An 18328-nucleotide genomic window follows, 5' to 3' on the forward strand; every position below is an offset into this window, starting at 1 on the left:
CTCGGCGCGTGAGATTAAAAGGACCGTGCGTTCCGCCCATGTGCGGCACAGACAAATCGCCATGAAATGAAGGTGGGATGAGCGAGACCATGGAAGTTCAGCCGAAGAAACCGGTCACTTTACGCGAAGTTGCCGGGCATGCGGGGGTCTCCGCTGCCACCGTGTCGTTGGTTCTGAACGATAAGGGCGATATCTCAGAGGCCACCCGCGCCCGCGTCCTGCAGGCAGTGGAAGCGCTGAACTACACGCCGCGTTCGAATCGGCCACGGCAGGAAGCCACCAACACGATCCGTTTCCTGAAAATCGCGCGGCACGGCCAGACGGTGAACCGCGACCACAACCACTTCATCTCGGATTATATCGACGGCATGTCCTTCGAGGCGCTGCGGCGCGACTACGCCTTGCAGGTCGTAAGCTACGAGCAGGAATCTCTTCAGCAGATGCTGTCCGACCTGGAGGGGACGGAGCCGCGCGGGATCGTCGTGCTCGGCACCGAACTGTCGCGCGAGGATATCGAGACGATCATTGAATACGCGCCGCTCCCCACGGTGCTCATCGACACCTACCACCCATTCCTGAAGGCGAATTTCGTCGACATGGATAACGATCAACTCGTCCACGACGCGCTCTCACATCTGATCGCGCGAGGCTTCCGCAAGATCGGCTATGTCGGGAGCTACAGCGAGGTGATGAACTTCCGACTGCGTCAAAGGGCTTTCCAGACCGCGGCCGCGGCACTCGGATTGCAGGGCGAGGATGCGCTGGAACTTTCGGTGATGTCGACGCTGGAAGGGGCCTATAAAGAGACCCTGACTCAATTGCGCGACCGGCCCGTCGCGGATGCCTATTTCTGCGCGAACGACATAATCGCCTTCGGCTTCGTCCGGGCCTTGCGCGAATTGGGCCACAGAGTGCCGGAGGATGTTTCGGTCGTGGGCTTCGACAACCTGCCCACCTCGAGCGTCTTCGACCCGCCCCTGACCTCGGTCGACGTGCCGAAAGCGCGCATCGGCGCAATGGCGATCCGCCTGCTCGACGACCTCATAGCGGCGGACGACCGTGACCAATCTCCCGTCAAGGTTCTGATGACGGGGGAACTGGTCGTGCGCGACAGCGTCGCAAAGGCACAAGACAGGAAGCGCTAACCGCGTATGCTTCTGCTATCGTGCAGCCAGAGGACGGGCATCAACTTCGGTCATTGCAGCGCGTCGCGGAAACCTGCCGCGTTCGGAAAGGTTGCTTCAGACCAGGGGGCGACACTCACTGGTCATGGGAAACGTTCTGCTGGGTGCCCGTGGTTCAAATGCCCATCGTCGAAGGGCTTTCCAGCCGACAGCCTTGACGACCGGCCTGGGCGGTGAGCAGACATTCGCTGCGCTTCTGCCGAATGTCGGCTTTCTGCTGTTCAGCGACATCTCGTTCTTCTGGCTGCGACGTGGTCAAGCACCTCAACTTGCCGCGTGATCGGGGCTTGCGCGGGCCCACTGGGGCCACGGCCCCCTCACACCGTGACACTCTCTTCCGGCTTGTGTCGCTTCGTAGCCATTCTGATCCTCCGTTTTCCTAAACATACCGGCGGACCACTTGATTGGGGGAGGATCAAAGGACGCATTCGCGCTGTTCCAAACCGCCCTGCCCATGCGATGCTAACGCCAAGATGCGGATCGCGAGCCTCAACACCCAAAACATGCGCCTGCTGCCGAACCGGGAGCTGGGGCGGCTGCATGGGGCTTGGGACAGCGACGACCCCGAGGACCCGCGCCTCGATCCGATCGACCGGCGGCTGACGGCGGAACTGCTCGCCGGGATCGACGCCGATCTGGTCGCGCTGCAGGAGGTGTTCGACCTCGCGACGCTGGAGCACTTCCACGCGTGCTACCTGCTGCCCACCGGCACGCGGCCCTATCCCGAGCGGGTCTGCCTGCCGGGCAATGACGGGCGCGGGCTCGATTTGGCGGTGCTGTCGCGCCGCGCGTTGGGAGCGGTGCGCAGCCATGCCGCTCTGACGCCGGGCGATCTGGGGCTGGAGTTGCCCGAGGGCGTCGACCCCGAGATGCCGGTCTTCCGCCGCGATTGCCTGATGGTCGAAGTGGGCGCGCTGACGCTGTTCGTGACGCATTTCAAATCGCCCTACCCCGACGAGGCCGCCGCCTGGCGCACCCGGCGCCTTGAGGCGCTGGCGACGCGGGCGCTGATCGAGCGGCACTTCGACGATCCGGCCGACGCGCTCTGGCTGATCCTTGGCGATCTGAACGAACCCGACGACCCCGAGCTGCCCCTGCCCCGCGCGACCGCGCCGCTCGAACACGGGTTCAGCGTGGATCTGATGGCGCGGATGCCCCGGCCCGAGCGCTGGACCTATTACGACCCGCATTCGGGGCGCTATCATTGCCCCGATGTGCTGCTCGCCTCGCCCGCGCTCGCCGCGCGCTACCCCGATGCGGCGCCGCGTATCCTGCGCAAAGGGCTGGGCGCCGAGGCCGCCCGCTATCAAGGCGAGCACCTGCCCGGCGTCGGCCGCCACCGCCCCCATGCAAGCGATCACGCGGCCGTCGCGATCGACCTGCCGGGGCTGTGAAGCGCAGTCAGAGCTCGAAGCTCTGGTGCAGCTCGGGCATCACGACCTTCGCCGGGTCGAGCCCTTTCGCGAAGGCCTCCATCGACTTTTTCTCGCCATGCACGAGGAAGATCTTTTCCGGGTGGCGGGTGCGGGCCAGCCAGCGTTTCAGATCGCTCTGGTCGGCATGGGCGGAGAAGCCGTTGATCGTGTGGATCTGCGCACGCACCGGGATCTCCTCGCCGAAAAGCTTCACATGTTTCGCCCCGTCCACGATGATCCGCGCCAGCGTCCCTTCGGCGGCATAGCCCACGAAGATCACTGCACTTTCTTGCCGCGCGAGGTGGTGGCGCAGGTGATGGCGCACGCGCCCGCCCGTGCACATCCCCGAGCCCGCCATGATGACCGCGCCCGAGCGGATCTCGTTGAGCGCGATCGAATCCTGCGTCTCGCGGGTGAAATGCAGCTCGGGCAGCTGGAACGGGTCGCGCCCCTTGCGAATGATCTTGGCCAGTTCCGGGCGCAGCGCCTCGTCATGGCGCGCGAAGATCCGGGTCGCGGAGATCGCCATCGGGGAGTCGAGAAACACCCGCAGCGATTTCTCGATCTCGCCCGAGGCCATCCCCTCGCGCAGGAACCACAGCAGCTCCTGCGCGCGCTCCAGCGCGAAGGTCGGGATGATGACATTGCCGCCCCGCCCCGTGGTCGCGCGGATCGCGGCGAGGAATTCCGCGATTGAGGCCTCGAGCCCGCGATGGTCGCGCTCGCCATAGGTGGTTTCCATAACCACGACATCTGCATCGTCGGGCGGGTCGGCATCGTTGAGAAGCGGGCGATTGTCGGGGCCCAGATCGCCCGAGAACAGAACCTTTCGGGTGCGGCCATGCTCGGTCAGGTCAAGCCGGATCGAGGCCGAGCCGAGGATATGGCCCGCATCGAAAAAGGTCGCCTCGATTCCGTCGAACAGCGAGAGCGTCTTGCGATAGGTAGCGTTGCGCCCGAACCGATCGACCGCGTCGAGCGCATCCATCGTGTCGTAAAGAGCCTCACGCGACCCGCCGCGCCGCCCATGGCGGTGATGATGGCGCGCCTCTTCCTCTTGCAGATGGGCCGCGTCGAGCATCACCAGCCGCGCCAGATCGCGCGTGGCCGAGGTCGTGATGATCTCGCCCTTGAAGCCGCGCTTGACCAGAAGCGGCAGCCGCCCGCAGTGATCGAGATGGGCATGGGTCAGCAGCACCATGTCGATCTCGGAGGGCTCGAAGCCGAATTTCGCGGCATTGTCCTCGGTCAGTTCCGAGCGGCCCTGGAACATGCCGCAATCGATCAGAATCTTGCGCCCCGCGCATTCGACGAGATGGCAGGACCCCGTCACCTCATGCGCGGCACCGTGAAATGAAATCTTCATCCTCTCCTCCCATTGGTTCGTCGATATTGCGACCGAACTGCGCATACCAACGCCCGATATCCTCCCAGATCTCGTCGGCGCTTTCGGCATACCAGAACAGGTCGCGGTCCTCGGGGTCGATCACCCCCTCCTCCACAAGGAATTCCGGATCGAAGACCCGGCTCCAATAGTCGCGCCCGACAAGGATCACCGGCAACGGGCGGATTTTGCGGGTCTGGATCAGCGTGAGCGTCTCGAACAGCTCGTCGAGCGTGCCATAGCCGCCCGGAAACACCACCAGCGCCCGCGCGCGCATCAGGAAATGCAGCTTGCGCAGAGCGAAATAGCGGAAGCGGAAGCACAGGCCGGGCGTGATATGGGGTTGGGGAATTGCTCGTGCGGGAGCGTGATATTGAGCCCCACTGTGCGCGCACCCGCATCATGCGCACCGCGATTGGCGGCCTCCATCATCCCCGGCCCGCCGCCGGTGACGATCACCAGACGGTTACCATGCGTGCCCTCGCGTGCGCCGACGATCTGGCCGAAAGCGCGGGCGACGTCGTAATAGCGGCTTTTCGCGACGACGCGTCTGGCGATCTCGACGCGGCGGGTCAGATCGTCATTGCTCGGATCGGCCGCGCTGCGGGCCTCCATATCGGCCAGCTTCTCGCGCGCGGCTTCCGGTTCGGGGATGCGGGTGCCGCCGAAGACCACGATCGAATGGGCGATGCCATGTTCGCGCAGCAACGTCTCGGCCTTCTGGTAATCGAGCTGCAGGCGCGGGCCGCGCATCTCGTCGCGGTTGAGGAAATCGACATCCTCATCGGCCTGCAGGTAGTTCGGATGCGCCATGATCTCGCGGATCAGATCGGGGGCGCGGACATCCTCGTGGCCGGGTTTGGGCTGGCACCACGGCAGATCGACCTCGCGCGCCACGTCATCGGCGGGCCGGGGCTTGGCGCTTTCCTCTTCGATTGTCTCCGACATCGGCTCCTCCTCGATTACCGAACCGGCAGGCTTGCGGTGGCAAGCTTGACGATCTCCTCGGCGCAGGCAAGTCGAACCTTGCGATACAAGTCCACGGCGAAAAATCTTCGCACCCTCCCTGTCGCCAGAAAGGGTAAAAGTGGACGACTTTTACGCCGCCCGCAGCAGGCGCATCCCGCCGCTACCGTGACCGACTTTTGCTCCGCCGTTCTCAGGCAGCGTTCTCGCAAAAACAGATGTCAGCTTAGGGCCGGTCGCTACCCGCTCGGTGGCCTGGGCGGAGAGCCGCCATTCGGCCTCGGGCAGGCTGCTCAGCAGGGCCGCCGCACCGGTGTAGTCGCTGACCTGGCCGGCTGTCATGAAGAACTTGATCGGGCGGCCGTTCGCGTCCGTGACGGCATGCAACTTGGTGTTCATGCCACCCGTTCTCAGGAAAACGATCCCCCGGATCGTTTTCTGATCTTCGAACTCCGCCCAATTAGCCTGCCACACCCCCCTTTTTCAACCGCAGGCTCACTCGAACGCATGGCGTTCGCCTGCTCACATCGATCATCACTGTCTTCCGGTCGGCGGCCCCGGAAGCAAGCCCCTCCATCATCCGGGCGAAAATACCCCGTTCGTGGCTTCTCTCGGACCAGTGGCGTTCAGCCACTCACCTCCAGCGCTTCCATCGGGTGTAGAGAGTCTTCGGCGGGCCATACTCTGGCGGCGCATCGGACCAACGCAAGCCATTACGATTAATGAAGATTATTCCGTTCATGACCCGCCGGTCATCGACCCGCGGTTTGCCATGGCTCTTTGGAAGTGAGGAAGGTCAGACTCGGCCCGTTCAGCATCGAGCGCCTATCTGCGGGCGAAACAGCTTAGCATTTTTATCGGGAATTATTGATCCAAGTGTTTTTGTCGGTTATTCGACGAGCGAACAGACAAGCAGGAACATCATGACCCGTATTTCACGCATCATTCCCGCGTTCATCGTGCTGGCCTGTGCGCCGGCCCTTGCCGTGGCAGATGAGGCCGTTCCCACGATCACCCTGACCGACGGTGTCGTCGCGCCGCAAATGATCGACCTGGCCGCCGATACCGCCGTGACGCTGACCGTCTCGAATACCGGCAAGACAGCTGCCGAGTTCGAAAGCAAGCGCCTGCGTATCGAGAAGATCATCGCGCCGGGCCAGACCGAGACGATCGACCTTCCGGCGCTACCTGCTGGCAACTACCCCTTCGTCGAGGAATTCCACGAGGATCTCGACACCGCCAAGGGCACGATCGTCGTCAAATAATCCATCTTCCACCCGCAGGAGAATGTCATGGACGGACAGATCATCTTCATCCTGTGGCGCGAGAGCGTCGAGGCGCTTCTCGTCATCGGCATTCTCGCGGGCTGGCTCGCGCATGAAGGCGCCGGACGTCGGACGGCGCGCTTCCTTTGGGGTGGCGTGCTGACGGGGCTCGCGCTGGCGCTGACCTTCGCGCTGACGCTGTTGGGCTTCTCGAAGCTTCTGTCGGCAGATGTCCGGCAGGACTTGATGACGGTGATGGTCTTCGTCGCAGCCGGGCTGATCGTGCAGATGGTGGTCTGGATGCGCGGCCATGGCCGCACGCTGAAACGCGACCTCGAGGCCGGGCTGAAAGCCGCCGCGATACGCCAAAGCTGGTGGGCGGTCTTCGTCCTCGCGATGGCGGCAGTGGCGCGCGAAGGCTCGGAAACGGTGGTCTTCCTCTACGGCTCGCTCGCGGCGGCGAAGCAGAGCGAGATCGCAGGGGGTCTCGCCTCGATCGCCGTGGGCGTGGCTGCCGCTGGGGCAAGCTATGCGGCGCTGCGGGCCGGGGCGCGTTTCATGCCGTGGCGCGGTTTCTTCCGGGTGTCCGAGGTCATGCTGCTGCTTCTGGGCGCGGCGCTTTTCACCACCGGTGTCGATGATCTCGTCTCGGCAGGCATCCTGCCCTTCGGCGCGCCGCTCTGGGATATGAGCGCGGTGCTCGATGACGGCAGTCGTGTTTGCGGGCTGATCTCGGCGCTGACCGGCTATCGCGCCGCGCCGGACGCCGCGACGCTGAGCGGCTGGATCGTCTACTGGGCCACGGTCGCAGGTATCCTGCGCTGGCAGAGCCGCAGCCTGCAGGCCCGCCCGCAAACCATGTTCATGGGCAGCGAAGGCTACCTCTGATCGGCACCGACTTTCGGGGGCGGCGTATGGCCCCTGCCCCGAAAGCCTCAACAGGTGGAGACAGCCTTGTTCAACGCTCTCAGCACACCGGTCAAATACGGACTCATTGGCTGCGTCGCCCTTATCATCGGGTGGTTCATTTCACGCGCCTTGGGCTACGGAGGCACGTCTTGATTGGCCCACCGCTCTTGCCGGGGCCGTGGGCGACTACATCGGCGGAATGCTCCCGGAGAGACGGGACCGAACTTGATCGAGGTCGAGAACCGTTCGCCCGGCCTGAAAGATTTCAAAGCAATCTTGGGGATCCAGTGATGAAACAGAAACTACTCATGGCCTTCGCGGCCACCGCTTTCGCAGCGCCTGCCTTCGCGCAGCAAGGGCCCGCGAACGCGGTCGGCGCCGGGATGGGGCTGATCATCGGCATCCTGATCGCCGTCGTCGTCGGCGGGATCGTCGGCTGGCTTGCGAGCCTGCTCGTGAAGGGGACCGGTTCCGGTATCGGGCTCGACATTCTGATCGGGATCGGCGGCTCGATCCTCGCGAGCGTTCTGCTCCGGCTGTTCGGAATTCAGATCGCGAGCGCGTTCGGCTCGCTGATCGTGATGTTCCTCGGAGCGGTGCTCCTGCTGCTGATCGTGAAGATGATCCGAAAGGCTTGAGCCCTGCGGATGTCGCCCGAACTCACCGACGACCAACCTGGAGGGAGAAGAACCATGAAGACCACTGTGACCATCGCAGGCCTGTTCGCGGCCTCGGCCCTGCTCGCAGGCTGCGTCGAGACCGGAGGCTCGGACCCGGCGCTCAGCGGCACCGATGCCCAGTTCGACACCATGACCGATCCCTGCGTCGCGCAGGCTGCGACCCTGACCGGCACCAGCGCCAGCTCGGTTTCCATCCTCGATCGCATCCAGACCGGCGGCGGCCCGATCCTCACGCTCATGGCGGGCGGGAGCAAATACACCTGCCGCCTTGAAGCGAACGGCAGCGTCACAGTCTTCAGCGAATACGCGAACTGACGCGCCTCCTGCGGCCTCGCCTCCCTCATAGCGGGGCCGCAGCCAAGATTTCCCACCGCGCATAGATCTGAACTGGCGCACAAACTTTCGAAGGAGACGACCATGAAGACGAAACTGATCTGGACCTTTGCCGCGGCCCTTCCGCTTGCCGCCTGCGTGGAGACCGGCGACACGAGCATGCCCGAGCAAGGTCGCCCAGCGGTCGGCAGCGAATACGACCTCTCCTCCTTCGAGGGCGCTCGCGCGGGTCAGGCCGAAGGCGGGATCATGGCGCTCGGCTATGAGCGCATTCGGTCCGAAGGACTTACCTCTTGGTATTTCAACCGCTCCACTGGCGCCTGCGCACGCATCACGACCTCCGACGGTCGCTACTCCGACGTGACCATGCTGCCGGCTGAGGATTGCTGACGGAAGCTACGGTTTCCCGGTCAGTAGGCTCGTGAGAAGTCTGCATTCGCGCTGCGCCGCTTTTTGTAGAGCTGCCTCGGTACCGGTTTTGAACTGTGTGTTCCTGAAAGACAGATGCGGGGCTGCACATCGTGCAGCCCCGAACTCATAAATCCTATCACGTGAAGCTTTCGCGGGAGGGCAGCTTCCGCGCGATATTGATTGGGGACCGAACGTCCTTTTTTGATTGGAAATAGCAGACATTGGTTGGGGCTAGGGTCTACGACAGCAAAGGGCCGACCATGAAGGGCGGCCCGGTAGATCAGATCTCAACGGCCTCAGAGATCGCAAGCGCATCCTCCATTTCGAGCCCCAAATATCAGACCATGCTGTCCATCTTGGTATGGCCAAGCAGGAGCTGAACGGCGCGAAGGTTCCCCGTCTTCCGATAGATCTGCGCGACCTTGGTGCGGCGCATCGAGTGCGTGCCGTAGGAGCTGGGTTCGAGGCCGATGGCGGTCACCCAGTCACGAACCAGGCGGGCGTATTGCGGTGTTGAGATGTGAAGACGCTCATGGAAACGCCCAGGCCAAAGATACTCTGACCCAATCATCATCGGGTCGTCGAGCCAATCCGCCAGCGAATTGCGGGTTCCCACAGTGATTTCGATCCGAACCGGCTTCTGTGTCTTGCTCTGGATGATCGAAGCTCGTTCTTTCACCTGCCCACCGGCGAAGACGTCAGCGACCTTCAATGTCACGAGATCACATCCACGGAGCTTGCTGTCGATGGCGAGGTTGAAGAGCGCCAGGTCGCGCACCTTGTCGGCGATCTCCAAACGCACGCGGATCGCCCAGACGTGCTTTGGAAGGTGCGGACGTTTCTGGCCGACGAGGCGGCCCTTGTTCCACGCTTGGCGTTTGGCGCAGATGGCAGGCAGGTTCATGGTATGCATGGCGGTTCCTCCGATCCACCGCGCCCTGCCACCACACCAACCCGGCGTTGGCATCCCAGTCTTACCTCTTCTCAGGCCGTCCTTAGATTTTTTCCGCGCAGGGTGCGCTAATCGAACAAAGAACTTGGACCCTGATCACGTCTCTACGCACGATACCGCAGCGCATCCACGAGCAGGCGAAAAGCCGGCGAAGCGTGGCGACGATTGGGATAGTAAAGGTGATACCCGGGCAACGGTGCCGTCGCATCGCTCAGCACCTGTTCCAGCCGGCCCGCTTGCAGATCTTCCGCAACCATATCTGCGGGAAGCATGGCAAAGCCGAGCCCCTCGCGCGCCGCCTTGTGCATCAGCTCTGCAGTGTTGGAGATAACCGGGCCGGATACGCGCACTTGGGTCTCGCGATCTGCCGCCACGAAACGCCACGAATAGAGCGTCTCGGAACTCGGGAGGCGCAGGCAGATGCAGCGATGCTCGACGAGGCTTTCGGGCCGTTCGGGACGTCCATGCGCCGAGATGTGCTCGGGCGTCGCGACAACGGCCATCGGGATGTCGGGCGAGATGCGCACCGCTATCATGTCCTTCTCGACCTGCGCGCCAAGCCTCACGCCCGCGTCGAACCTGTCGGCGACCACATCGACCAGGCCGTAATCGACAATCACTTCCACCGTGATCTCGGGATAGTCAGAGAGCAGGCGCGCCAAAGCGGGGAGCACATAAGCGCGCGCTGCATGTTCGACGCTGGTGATACGGATATGGCCGCCGGGCCGGTCCCGGGTCTCGATCAGCTCGGTCAATCCCGTTTCAAGGTCCCGCAACATCGGTGCCATACGCGCGACGAGGCGCTCTCCGGCAGCAGTGGGCGCGACCGAGCGCGTGGTGCGGGCCAACAGGCGCACGTCCAGCCGTTCCTCCAGCCGCCGCACGATCTGGCTAAGGGCGGATTGGGTAATCCCCAATTGTCGGGCGGCTTTGGTAAAGCTGCCAGCCTCGGCCACCATCACGAAGGCAGAGATATCCGCGATATCCTCTCGCCGCATTCATCACCTGATTTATAAGTTCATTAAGATTTTGCCATCTAATCACTTTGGGCGCCAGCCTGCATATTGTCTCCATCGAAAGGGCAAATGGCCCAACCCAAGGAGATTAAGACATGACCAAGATCAGCTTTGCGAACTCCAACAATCCCGACATCGAGATGTCGGCCATCCTCAACCTGCCCGAAGGGTTCGACGAGACCCGGAAGTATCCCGCTATCGTCGTGACCCATCCCGGCGGCGGTGTGAAGGAACAGACCGCGGGCACCTATGCGGCGGAGCTCGCCCGTGCGGGCTTCGTCACGATCGCCTATGACGCCTCCTATCAGGGCGAGAGCGGCGGCGAGCTGCGCCAGCTCGAGAACCCCTATATCCGCACCGAGGATGTGAGTGCGGTGATAGATCACCTGACCACGCTGCCTTTCATCGACACCGACCGGATCGGCGCTGCCGGTGTCTGTGCCGGAGCTGGCTACACCGCCAATGCCGCGATCAACGATCGCCGGATCAAGGCGGTCGGCACGGTCAGCGCCGTGAATATCGGCTCCATGCTGCGCAACGGCTGGGAAGGCGAGCAGCCCTCGGAGGCCGCGATGCCCTACATTGAGGCCGGCTCGGCGGCGCGGAGCTCGGATGCAGCTGGCAACCCGGTCGCGCAAATGCCGATGGCGCCGCTGAAAGAGGAAGACGCCCCGAACAAGGAACTGCGTCAGGCCTGGGAATATTACCACACGCAACGTGCGCAATGTCCGACCGCACCAGGCTGGGGCACAGCACGCAGCCTGACCCAGCTTATCACCTATGATGCTTTCAACATGGCGGAGACCTTCCTGACCCAGCCCCTGCAGATCGTGGCTGGCTCCGAGGCGGGCAGCAAATGGATGAGCGATGATCTCTTCGAGCGCGCCGCCAGCAGCGACAAGGCCTTCCACATCGTCGAGGGAGCGAACCACATGATGCTCTATGATGGTCAGCAATATGTGGCCGAGGCGGTCTCGGTTCTCGCGCCTTTCTTCAAGAAGCATTTGGCAGCGTAACGCAGTCACCGACCCCGCCCGGAAACCCGGGCGGGGTTTTTCTTTGGCACCAGAGGGATCCGTGCCAACCTGACGACAAAAAGGACAGGAGACGCCGATGCCCACAGGAATTCGCCCCCTCATCGCCCGCGATCCGCGCGAGGGCCACCGCGCGGCCACGCAGCTCGAACTGTTTTTCGATCTGGTCAGTGTGGTCGCCATTGCTTCGGTCACGGTGACGCTACACCACGCGATTTCCGAAGGGCACGGGCCGGAGATGCTGCTCAACTTCATCGCCCTGTTCGCGGTGATTTGGTGGGCCTGGATGAACTTCACATGGTTCGCCTCAGCCTTCGACAATGGCGATGCGCTGTTCATCCTGCTGACGATGGTGGTGATGAGCGGAGCCGCGGTCTTTGCCGGAGGGGTCGAGTCCATCACCACCTCCCTTGATTTCAGCTATGCGCTGGTCGGCTGGATCATCATGCGCATCGGCATGATCGCGCTGTGGCTGCGGGCCGCGCGGTCGAACCCCGACTATCGGCGCCCGGCGCTGCGCTATGCCATCGGCATCGCGGTGGCTCAGGCGCTCTGGATCGCGCTTTATTTCGCGATGCCGCCCAACCACGCCGCCTTCCTTGCCGTGTTCGCCGCGATCTTTGTGGTGGAGCTGGCCGTTCCGGTCTGGGCCGAGCGCGCCCGCGAGACGCCTTGGCATCGCCACCACCTCATCGAACGTTACGGCCTGCTGAACATTATCGTTCTGGGCGAGGTCGTGGTCTCGATCTCGCTGATGTTCGGTGATCTCTATGAGGGCCAAGCCGAAGCGCCACTGATCTTCGTCGCCGTCTCGGGGCTGGTGATCGTCTTCGCCTTGTGGTGGCTTTATTTCCTTGAAAGTGAAGATCATTTGGAAACGTCGGAATTTCGTCGCGCCATCGTCTGGGGCTACGGCCATGTTATCGTCTTTGCCGCCGGCGCGCTGGTCGCGGCAGGCTTGGGCGCGGTGATGGATGTCGTGACCCATCATTCCGAGATCGACGCATCCACCGCCTCAGGCTGGGTCGCAGGTCCCGTTGCACTTTACCTGTTCGGATTATGGTTCATCCGGGACAGGTTCCGCGAAGGTCTGCTGCGCCAGCACCTGCTCTTGGCCGGGACCGCTGTGGTCGCGATCCTCGCTTTCGCTGGCGCTCCGGTCTCGGTCACCGCCGTAGCGCTGGTCCTGTTGACCGCGATGCGAGCCGCAGGCACCGCTCGCGCAAACGGGTAAGCCATTGTCTGAGTTAGAGGCTCCGTTTAACGCAACGTAGACTTTCGCGGCGCACTGCCCCGAGGACCGCTATGGGCCATTCACTGCCCTGAAGTTGGAAGGGCGGAGAGCCGCACTTCGCTGCGTCTTGGACGAACGGCAGCGATGGGCAAACGAGAGCCCCCCCGAGAACTCAGGGGCGATTCAAACGAACACGAAAACGACGCGCCATTGGCGCGAACAAATCCGATTCAAGCGCTTCCGACTATGGGCTCAGGTCACATCCTATGCTCAGGATGCATCACCAGAACAGGGCAGTCGCGGCGAGCGCTATAGCGGAGAGGAACACCTTCGGACATCTATCTTAGCGGATCGCTACGGTGAGATCATGATCGGCACTGGGTCGAGAGAACGGTCGAACCCAGTCCTCAAACCTACCGAACATGATCTCGATCCGGTTTTGGCGTTTGTAGCACCGCTTGTCATATTTTCCGGCGACCTTGCGCGACTTGAGGTCCGCAATGCAGCCCCCGCCCCTTTCGCTCCGCGAAGCTTCACGAAACCAGTCGGCGTCATAGCGTCGAACCGCGGACAGGCGAACCAGAAGAGCTGCCGCGCCGGTGTCGTCAATGATTTGGGCGGTGAACATGAAGAACCGGATCCAGCAACCACTTGTGTAGGCCGATTGGCAGAGCAATGCTAACAAACAACCCGGTCAGCAGGGGCAACAAGCAGCTTGATTTCCACCAAATCCTGTCCAACGACTTGGGAGTAGCAAACCTCAAGAAAGATGGCTGAAGTTGCGCGATCTTTTCGTCGGTCAGCCAGAAGAGATTTCTCATCGTCCCGTCTTAGTCGGGGAGGCCGGAAACATGCCGCCAACGGCGGCGCAGGCCACTTAATGAGCCCCGAGCCTACGAAGAGCGCAGGGATGCTCGCCATATGAACTAACGAGCTGACACTCCGCGCATGAACAGGCGCAATGCCCTTTTCGCGACCATGGGCATCGCCGCCATGCGTCCGAAGGTCCTCTCCTCCGCCCGTAATCTTTGCCAGCCCAGAAAGAACCTGCCAAACATCATTGGCGATCAAGGGATCGACATCTGAGCGGTCCGGCAACAAGCCACGCGGGTCTTTTCAGGGCGCTTCGGCGCTACAGAGCAAATGCACTTCCTTATTGGAGGGAAATGCCTCACCCAATCTAAAACGAGTATTGAACGACACACACTTTCGACCTCGCCAGGCCCGGCGTTGACAGCATCCTCGCGATCGGTGGCCGCGCTTGCGAGTGCGAGATCCAGGTCAAGGCTCACCGTGCCGAACCCGATCACCTCGGACTGTAACGACGACGCTCGACCCTCGTCGTCTTCGAGATATGTCGGTGAGAGCAACTGATACAGTGACCGCAAGACCGCATCGGCTTGCATCAGTAAATCGATGTTTTCGCACCTGACTGCCGTCTTTATCGGGCACCCTCGAGCGAGCGCCCCCGCGCCGCCCACCGCATCCCGCGCCGGATGATTTCGGTCACCTGATCGACCCGCAGATCGTCGAGCGTGTGGCCAATCGAGCAATAGAAGATGCGTCCCTTGTCCCAACGCCGCTTCCAGACGACCGGGATCACCGTGCCTTCGATCCACCACAGGTGATCGCCGGAGAAGGTCGTCGTCGCGAGAACCTCGTTCGACGGATCGGTAAGCATATAATATTGCTCGGACTTCAGACGGAAACTGCGGATGCCTTTTACGATCGGATCAGCGGGGCGACAGATCGTGACGTCGTAATCGACGTAATCGTCCGAGGGCACGAGGTTGTCGGGCCACCCCGGAGGGTGGGCGACGAACTGCCCGCCGATCAGGAAGTGATAGGTCGGGCGGTCGCGGAACGCGTCACCCATATGCCCGTGCCAGCCCGCCAGACCGCAGCCATCGGCGACCAGCTTGAGAAGGCCGTCCTCCTCCGCTTTCGTCATATTACCGAATTCCGGCTGATGGGCGGAGCGGGCCGACGACCAGACCGGCACGATCAGATCGCAATCGGCCATCTTCTCTGGCTCGGCAAGAGGCGCGAGCGTGTCATGCACGACCACCTCGAAGCCCTCACCCTCCAGCAGGTCGCGGCACCAGTCGGCAAAATCGGTCGGCGCGTGGCCTTCCCAGCCACCAACGAAGAGAACAGCTTTCATGATTTATCCTTTCGGCTGAAATCGACCATCGAGGCCATGTCGCGCGCGCCTCGGCCCGCCGTCTCGGCAGCGCGCAGCCGCTCCAGCACGACATCGCCCTGCGGCAGCCCGACGCCAAGCTGCGCGGCCAGCGCCTGCGTGACCTCCATATCCTTGCGCGCAAGCGCCACGGTGAAACTGACGGGATGGGCCGCCTCGTCGAGATAGAGCGGCTTGCGGTAGCTCAGCATCGGCGCGGCGGCGGCCGAAGCTTCGATCGCGGCAAAGGCCGTGCTTGTGTCGATGCCTGCTGCGTCGGTTAGGCTCAGCGCCTCGGCCAGGGTCTGGTTGAGGCTGTGGATCAGCATGTTCACCGCGAGCTTCATCACCGCGCCGTCGCCTACATTGCCCAGACAGATCACCGTCTTGCCCATCGCATCGAGTGCTGGACGCAGTGGCGCGGCCTGATCTTCGGTGCAGCCTGCCATGATCATCAGGCTCGCGCCCTCTGCCGCCGCGGTCGAACCGGAGACCGGCGCGTCGATCACCTGCCAGCCCGCAGGGGCCTCGCCCGCAAGATCGGCGATATGCTCGGGGCTCATCGTGCCCATCTCCAGAAGCGTCAGCGGGCCGGAAGCGGCGAAGAGACCGTCCTCACCAAGATGCACGGCAGAAGATGCCGCATCATCGGCCAGCATCGTGACGACGACCTCTGCCCCTTCGGCCAAGGCGCGCGGGGTGGCGGCTACCCCTGCCCCGGTTTCGAGCGCAAAGGCCTCGGCACGCTCGTGCGAGCGGTTCCAGACACTCACCTCGTGCCCCGCGGCGATCAGGTTGCGCGCCATCGGGGCGCCCATGCGCCCTAAACCTGCAAAACCGATCCGCATCACGCCACCTGTTCTTGCTCGATCCCGGAGATCGCGGCGACGAGACTGTCTTCCGTCACCTCCTCGGCGGTGAAGCGGCGGATCACCCGACCATGATACATCGCGAGGATGCGGTCCGAGACATGCAGCACTTCGGGCATTTCCGAGGAAATCACGATCACCGCATAGCCCGAGCGCGCGAGTTCGCGGATCAGGTCGTGTATCTCGGATTTCGAGCCCACGTCGATACCGCGCGTCGGCTCGTCCACGATCAGGATGCGCGGATGCATCGCCAGCCACTTCCCGATCACGATCTTCTGCTGGTTCCCGCCCGAGAGGTTGCCGACCGCCTGCCGCCAGCTGGGCGTCTTGATCTTCAGCGTGTCGCGATACTGGTCGAAGATCGCGATCTCGGCCCCGTCCGAGACGAAGGGCCCCGAGGTCAGATCGCCGACCTGCGGCAGGGTGATGTTGTCGCGGCAGTTCATGCCGAGCACCAGCCCCTGTTCCTTGCGGCTTTCGGGCACCAGCGAGATACCCTTCGCAATCGCATCGGCGGGCGAGTGGATCGCGGTTTCCTTACCGTCGATCTCGATCGTGCCGGCGGTGGGACGGCGCAGGCCGAACAGCGTCTCGGCAATCTCGGTGCGCCCGGCGCCGACAAGACCGTAGAAGCCCAGCACCTCGCCCTCGCGCAGCTCGAAGCTGACATCCTGGAACAGCTTGCCGCAGCTTAGCCCCTCGACCTTCAGGGCGACCTCACCGGTCTTCACCTCGGAATGTTGACGGCGCGACAGGTCGAGCGAGCGCCCGATCATCAGCTGGATCACCTCGTCCTCGGTGGTGTCGCCCGCGACCAGCGTGCCGCGATAGCCACCGTCGCGCAGTACCGAGATCCTGTCGGCCAGCGTGAAGATCTCGTCCATCCGGTGCGAAATGTAGACGATGCCCACGCCGCGCGCTTTCAGGTCGTTGATAATCTCGAACAGCACCACCTTTTCCGCATCGGTCAGCGAGGCGGTCGGCTCGTCGAAAATAACGACCTTAGCATCCACCGTCAGCGCGCGGGCGATCTCGACCATCTGCTGGTTGGCGATGGAGAGTGCGCCGACCCGGTCCTTCGGGCCGAAGCCGCAATTGAGCCGTTTGAGGATTTCCTCCGACTTGGCGAAGAGCGTCTTCCAGTCCACCCGACCGAGGCTCCGGCGGGGCAGCTCGCCAAGGTAGATATTCTCGGCGACCGTCATCTCCTCGGCCAGCGAGAGCTCCTGGTGGATCAGCACCACGCCGCGTCGTTTCGCCTCGAGCGGCGTGCGCATCGTGACTGGGGTGCCTTCGATCTCAATCGTGCCCTCGTCGGGCTGATACATCCCGGCGAGCACCTTCATCAGGGTCGACTTGCCCGCGCCGTTCTCGCCCAGAAGCGCATGGACCTCGCCCGCGCGGACCTCGAATGTCACGTCGTCGAGCGCCCGCACGCCGGGGAACGTCTTGACGATCCCCTTGAGTTGCAGCGCGGGGGTTTTGGTTGCAGCAACATCGCTCATACCCGAAGCTCCTCTTTGCCCTTGCGGTTCAGTTGCTTGTCGAGAAGCAGCACGGCGATCAGGATCGTCCCGAGGATCACCAGCACGTAGAAAGCGGGCACCTGCATCAGGTTCATCCCGTTGCGCAGGATGCCGATCGCGAGAACCCCGCCCAGCGTGCCAAGGATCGTCCCCGCCCCGCCATTGAGCTTGGTGCCGCCGAGAACGACCGAGGTGATCACCCAAAGCTCGTAATTGGTGCCGAGGTTCGGAGTCGCAGCGCCCATCTGGCTCGAGAGCGTCACCCCCGCGAGCGCCGCGAAGAAGCCCACGATCATGAAGTTGATCAGCATGTGTGGCCCGACCCGGATCCCGGCATTCACCGCAGCCGAGCGGTTCCCGCCCACCGCATAGGTGTTTCGGCCGTGAACCGTCCGCGCGAGCAGGAAATACACCGCCGCCGTGCAAACGAGGAACAACACCGCCAATGTCGGCAATGGCCCCATGCTGCTCGAGCCGAAATCCGAAAATGCGAAGTTCATCGCGAAGAAGGATTGCTCCTTGGTGTAGACGAAGACGAGACCACGTACGCCGAGCATCGCGCCCAGCGTGACGATGAAGGCATCGACCCCGGTCTTCCAGACGATGAAGCCGTTGAGCGCACCAAGCGCGGTACCCGCGACCAGCGCCGCGATCACGCCCGGCAGGATCGCCCAGTTGCCCCAGTCCGCAAACATCTCCCAGCCCTGGATATCGACGCAGAGGCTGGCCGCAAGCGCCACGACCGCACCGACGCTCAGGTCGATATTGCCGTTGATCATCACCAGCGTCATGCCGAGCGCGATCAACCCGATGGTCGAGGTCTGGACGAGGATGTTCTGGAAGTTCTGCAGCGCGAAGAAGTAGGGGTTCGCGAAGCTGAAGAACACGAAGATCAGAACGATGAAGCCCCAGATCGGGTTGGCAGCGAGCCAACGCACGGGCGATTTGATAACGGTATCCGCCATTGT

General features: G+C 63.0%; 19 protein-coding genes and 2 pseudogenes. 10 read left to right on the forward strand and 11 right to left on the reverse strand.

What is annotated here, in order from left to right:
- Positions 1-77 precede the first annotated feature (77 nt).
- The 3 genes from BMI86_RS00250 to BMI86_RS00255 all read left to right on the forward strand — a co-directional run bounded on the left by BMI86_RS00250 (position 78) and on the right by BMI86_RS00255 (position 2578).
- Positions 78-1145, forward strand: a complete 1068-nt coding sequence (locus BMI86_RS00250; RefSeq protein ID WP_210402677.1) for a LacI family DNA-binding transcriptional regulator — start codon at positions 78-80, stop codon at positions 1143-1145.
- A gap of 124 nt (positions 1146-1269) precedes the next feature.
- The gene (locus BMI86_RS20795; protein WP_143594645.1) at positions 1270-1464 is read left to right on the forward strand and encodes a hypothetical protein; all 195 of its coding nucleotides are present in this window, start codon (positions 1270-1272) and stop codon (positions 1462-1464) included.
- Positions 1465-1657: 193 nt separating this feature from the next.
- On the forward strand, positions 1658-2578 hold the full coding sequence (locus tag BMI86_RS00255) for an endonuclease/exonuclease/phosphatase family protein (protein ID WP_078539250.1): 921 nt from the start codon (positions 1658-1660) through the stop codon (positions 2576-2578).
- Between the two features lie 7 nt (positions 2579-2585).
- On the opposite strand, the gene BMI86_RS00260 is transcribed toward BMI86_RS00255, so the two are convergent.
- The 4 genes and pseudogenes from BMI86_RS00260 to BMI86_RS00270 form a co-directional block, all read right to left on the reverse strand.
- On the reverse strand, positions 2586-3965 hold the full coding sequence (locus tag BMI86_RS00260) for an MBL fold metallo-hydrolase (protein WP_078539251.1): 1380 nt from the start codon (positions 3963-3965) through the stop codon (positions 2586-2588).
- Positions 3934-4260, reverse strand: a complete 327-nt coding sequence (locus BMI86_RS21410) for an LOG family protein (protein ID WP_246831593.1) — start codon at positions 4258-4260, stop codon at positions 3934-3936. Before BMI86_RS21410 ends, BMI86_RS00260 begins: the two co-directional genes overlap by 32 nt.
- Positions 4260-4931, reverse strand: a complete 672-nt coding sequence (locus BMI86_RS00265; protein ID WP_246831594.1) for a hypothetical protein — start codon at positions 4929-4931, stop codon at positions 4260-4262. The genes BMI86_RS21410 and BMI86_RS00265 overlap by 1 nt, the downstream gene beginning before the upstream one ends.
- Before the next feature lie 279 nt (positions 4932-5210).
- Positions 5211-5733, reverse strand: a pseudogene (locus BMI86_RS00270) (transposase); the annotation flags it as partial.
- A 139-nt stretch (positions 5734-5872) separates the two neighbouring features.
- Here BMI86_RS00270 and BMI86_RS21135 point away from each other — a divergent pair.
- The 5 genes from BMI86_RS21135 to BMI86_RS00295 all read left to right on the forward strand — a co-directional run bounded on the left by BMI86_RS21135 (position 5873) and on the right by BMI86_RS00295 (position 8526).
- Positions 5873-6214, forward strand: coding sequence for a cupredoxin domain-containing protein (locus tag BMI86_RS21135; protein WP_168173751.1), 342 nt, complete (start codon positions 5873-5875; stop codon positions 6212-6214).
- A gap of 27 nt (positions 6215-6241) precedes the next feature.
- Positions 6242-7102, forward strand: a complete 861-nt coding sequence (locus BMI86_RS00280) for an FTR1 family protein (RefSeq protein WP_078539253.1) — start codon at positions 6242-6244, stop codon at positions 7100-7102.
- Between the two features lie 311 nt (positions 7103-7413).
- Positions 7414-7761, forward strand: a complete 348-nt coding sequence (locus BMI86_RS00285) for a GlsB/YeaQ/YmgE family stress response membrane protein (protein ID WP_210402678.1) — start codon at positions 7414-7416, stop codon at positions 7759-7761.
- A gap of 54 nt (positions 7762-7815) precedes the next feature.
- A complete protein-coding gene (locus BMI86_RS00290) occupies positions 7816-8118 on the forward strand; it encodes a hypothetical protein (protein ID WP_078539254.1) in 303 nt (100 codons plus the stop codon).
- 102 nt (positions 8119-8220) lie between these two features.
- Positions 8221-8526, forward strand: a complete 306-nt coding sequence (locus BMI86_RS00295) for a hypothetical protein (protein WP_078539255.1) — start codon at positions 8221-8223, stop codon at positions 8524-8526.
- A gap of 358 nt (positions 8527-8884) precedes the next feature.
- On the opposite strand, the gene BMI86_RS00300 is transcribed toward BMI86_RS00295, so the two are convergent.
- A complete protein-coding gene (locus BMI86_RS00300; protein WP_078539256.1) occupies positions 8885-9460 on the reverse strand; it encodes a tyrosine-type recombinase/integrase in 576 nt (191 codons plus the stop codon).
- Positions 9461-9603: 143 nt separating this feature from the next.
- On the reverse strand, positions 9604-10497 hold the full coding sequence (locus BMI86_RS00305; protein ID WP_078539257.1) for a LysR family transcriptional regulator: 894 nt from the start codon (positions 10495-10497) through the stop codon (positions 9604-9606).
- 113 nt (positions 10498-10610) lie between these two features.
- Between BMI86_RS00305 and BMI86_RS00310 the strand changes: the two genes are divergently transcribed.
- The gene (locus BMI86_RS00310) at positions 10611-11531 is read left to right on the forward strand and encodes an alpha/beta hydrolase (RefSeq protein WP_078539258.1); all 921 of its coding nucleotides are present in this window, start codon (positions 10611-10613) and stop codon (positions 11529-11531) included.
- A 97-nt stretch (positions 11532-11628) separates the two neighbouring features.
- The gene (locus BMI86_RS00315; RefSeq protein ID WP_078539259.1) at positions 11629-12783 is read left to right on the forward strand and encodes a low temperature requirement protein A; all 1155 of its coding nucleotides are present in this window, start codon (positions 11629-11631) and stop codon (positions 12781-12783) included.
- A gap of 280 nt (positions 12784-13063) precedes the next feature.
- On the opposite strand, the pseudogene BMI86_RS00320 reads toward BMI86_RS00315, so the two are convergent.
- The 5 genes and pseudogenes from BMI86_RS00320 to BMI86_RS00345 form a co-directional block, all read right to left on the reverse strand.
- A pseudogene (locus BMI86_RS00320) lies at positions 13064-13423 on the reverse strand (hypothetical protein); the annotation flags it as partial.
- An 801-nt stretch (positions 13424-14224) separates the two neighbouring features.
- Positions 14225-14947, reverse strand: coding sequence for a ThuA domain-containing protein (locus tag BMI86_RS00330; protein WP_078539262.1), 723 nt, complete (start codon positions 14945-14947; stop codon positions 14225-14227).
- Entirely contained in the window at positions 14944-15813 is an 870-nt protein-coding gene (locus BMI86_RS00335) for an NAD(P)-dependent oxidoreductase (RefSeq protein ID WP_078539263.1), read from the reverse strand. The genes BMI86_RS00330 and BMI86_RS00335 overlap by 4 nt, the downstream gene beginning before the upstream one ends.
- Positions 15813-17339, reverse strand: a complete 1527-nt coding sequence (locus BMI86_RS00340) for a sugar ABC transporter ATP-binding protein (protein ID WP_078539264.1) — start codon at positions 17337-17339, stop codon at positions 15813-15815. Before BMI86_RS00340 ends, BMI86_RS00335 begins: the two co-directional genes overlap by 1 nt.
- Positions 17336-18325 carry an ABC transporter permease gene (locus tag BMI86_RS00345; protein ID WP_078539265.1) on the reverse strand — a complete coding sequence of 330 codons (990 nt, stop codon included), beginning with the start codon at positions 18323-18325 and terminating at the stop codon, positions 17336-17338. The genes BMI86_RS00340 and BMI86_RS00345 overlap by 4 nt, the downstream gene beginning before the upstream one ends.
- Positions 18326-18328: the final 3 nt, after the last annotated feature.

The organism is Thioclava sp. DLFJ5-1 (genome assembly GCF_002020115.1).
Classification (GTDB): Bacteria; Pseudomonadota; Alphaproteobacteria; order Rhodobacterales; family Rhodobacteraceae; genus Thioclava; species Thioclava sediminum.

What these genes read in the sequence shown, in the direction of transcription:
- BMI86_RS00330 (WP_078539262.1), bottom strand. Translation starts at nt 14,947, where the DNA reads ATGAAAGCTGTTCTCTTCGTTGGTGGCTGGGAAGGCCACGCGCCGACC.
- BMI86_RS21410 (WP_246831593.1), bottom strand. Translation starts at nt 4,260, where the DNA reads ATGCGCGCGCGGGCGCTGGTGGTGTTTCCGGGCGGCTATGGCACGCTC.
- BMI86_RS00340 (WP_078539264.1), bottom strand. Translation starts at nt 17,339, where the DNA reads ATGAGCGATGTTGCTGCAACCAAAACCCCCGCGCTGCAACTCAAGGGG.
- BMI86_RS00310 (WP_078539258.1), top strand. Translation starts at nt 10,611, where the DNA reads ATGACCAAGATCAGCTTTGCGAACTCCAACAATCCCGACATCGAGATG.
- BMI86_RS00260 (WP_078539251.1), bottom strand. Translation starts at nt 3,965, where the DNA reads ATGAAGATTTCATTTCACGGTGCCGCGCATGAGGTGACGGGGTCCTGC.
- BMI86_RS00335 (WP_078539263.1), bottom strand. Translation starts at nt 15,813, where the DNA reads ATGCGGATCGGTTTTGCAGGTTTAGGGCGCATGGGCGCCCCGATGGCG.
- BMI86_RS00305 (WP_078539257.1), bottom strand. Translation starts at nt 10,497, where the DNA reads ATGCGGCGAGAGGATATCGCGGATATCTCTGCCTTCGTGATGGTGGCC.
- BMI86_RS21135 (WP_168173751.1), top strand. Translation starts at nt 5,873, where the DNA reads ATGACCCGTATTTCACGCATCATTCCCGCGTTCATCGTGCTGGCCTGT.
- BMI86_RS00280 (WP_078539253.1), top strand. Translation starts at nt 6,242, where the DNA reads ATGGACGGACAGATCATCTTCATCCTGTGGCGCGAGAGCGTCGAGGCG.
- BMI86_RS20795 (WP_143594645.1), top strand. Translation starts at nt 1,270, where the DNA reads ATGGGAAACGTTCTGCTGGGTGCCCGTGGTTCAAATGCCCATCGTCGA.
- BMI86_RS00315 (WP_078539259.1), top strand. Translation starts at nt 11,629, where the DNA reads ATGCCCACAGGAATTCGCCCCCTCATCGCCCGCGATCCGCGCGAGGGC.
- BMI86_RS00345 (WP_078539265.1), bottom strand. Translation starts at nt 18,325, where the DNA reads ATGGCGGATACCGTTATCAAATCGCCCGTGCGTTGGCTCGCTGCCAAC.
- BMI86_RS00255 (WP_078539250.1), top strand. Translation starts at nt 1,658, where the DNA reads ATGCGGATCGCGAGCCTCAACACCCAAAACATGCGCCTGCTGCCGAAC.
- BMI86_RS00300 (WP_078539256.1), bottom strand. Translation starts at nt 9,460, where the DNA reads ATGCATACCATGAACCTGCCTGCCATCTGCGCCAAACGCCAAGCGTGG.
- BMI86_RS00290 (WP_078539254.1), top strand. Translation starts at nt 7,816, where the DNA reads ATGAAGACCACTGTGACCATCGCAGGCCTGTTCGCGGCCTCGGCCCTG.
- BMI86_RS00265 (WP_246831594.1), bottom strand. Translation starts at nt 4,931, where the DNA reads ATGTCGGAGACAATCGAAGAGGAAAGCGCCAAGCCCCGGCCCGCCGAT.
- BMI86_RS00285 (WP_210402678.1), top strand. Translation starts at nt 7,414, where the DNA reads ATGAAACAGAAACTACTCATGGCCTTCGCGGCCACCGCTTTCGCAGCG.
- BMI86_RS00295 (WP_078539255.1), top strand. Translation starts at nt 8,221, where the DNA reads ATGAAGACGAAACTGATCTGGACCTTTGCCGCGGCCCTTCCGCTTGCC.
- BMI86_RS00250 (WP_210402677.1), top strand. Translation starts at nt 78, where the DNA reads ATGAGCGAGACCATGGAAGTTCAGCCGAAGAAACCGGTCACTTTACGC.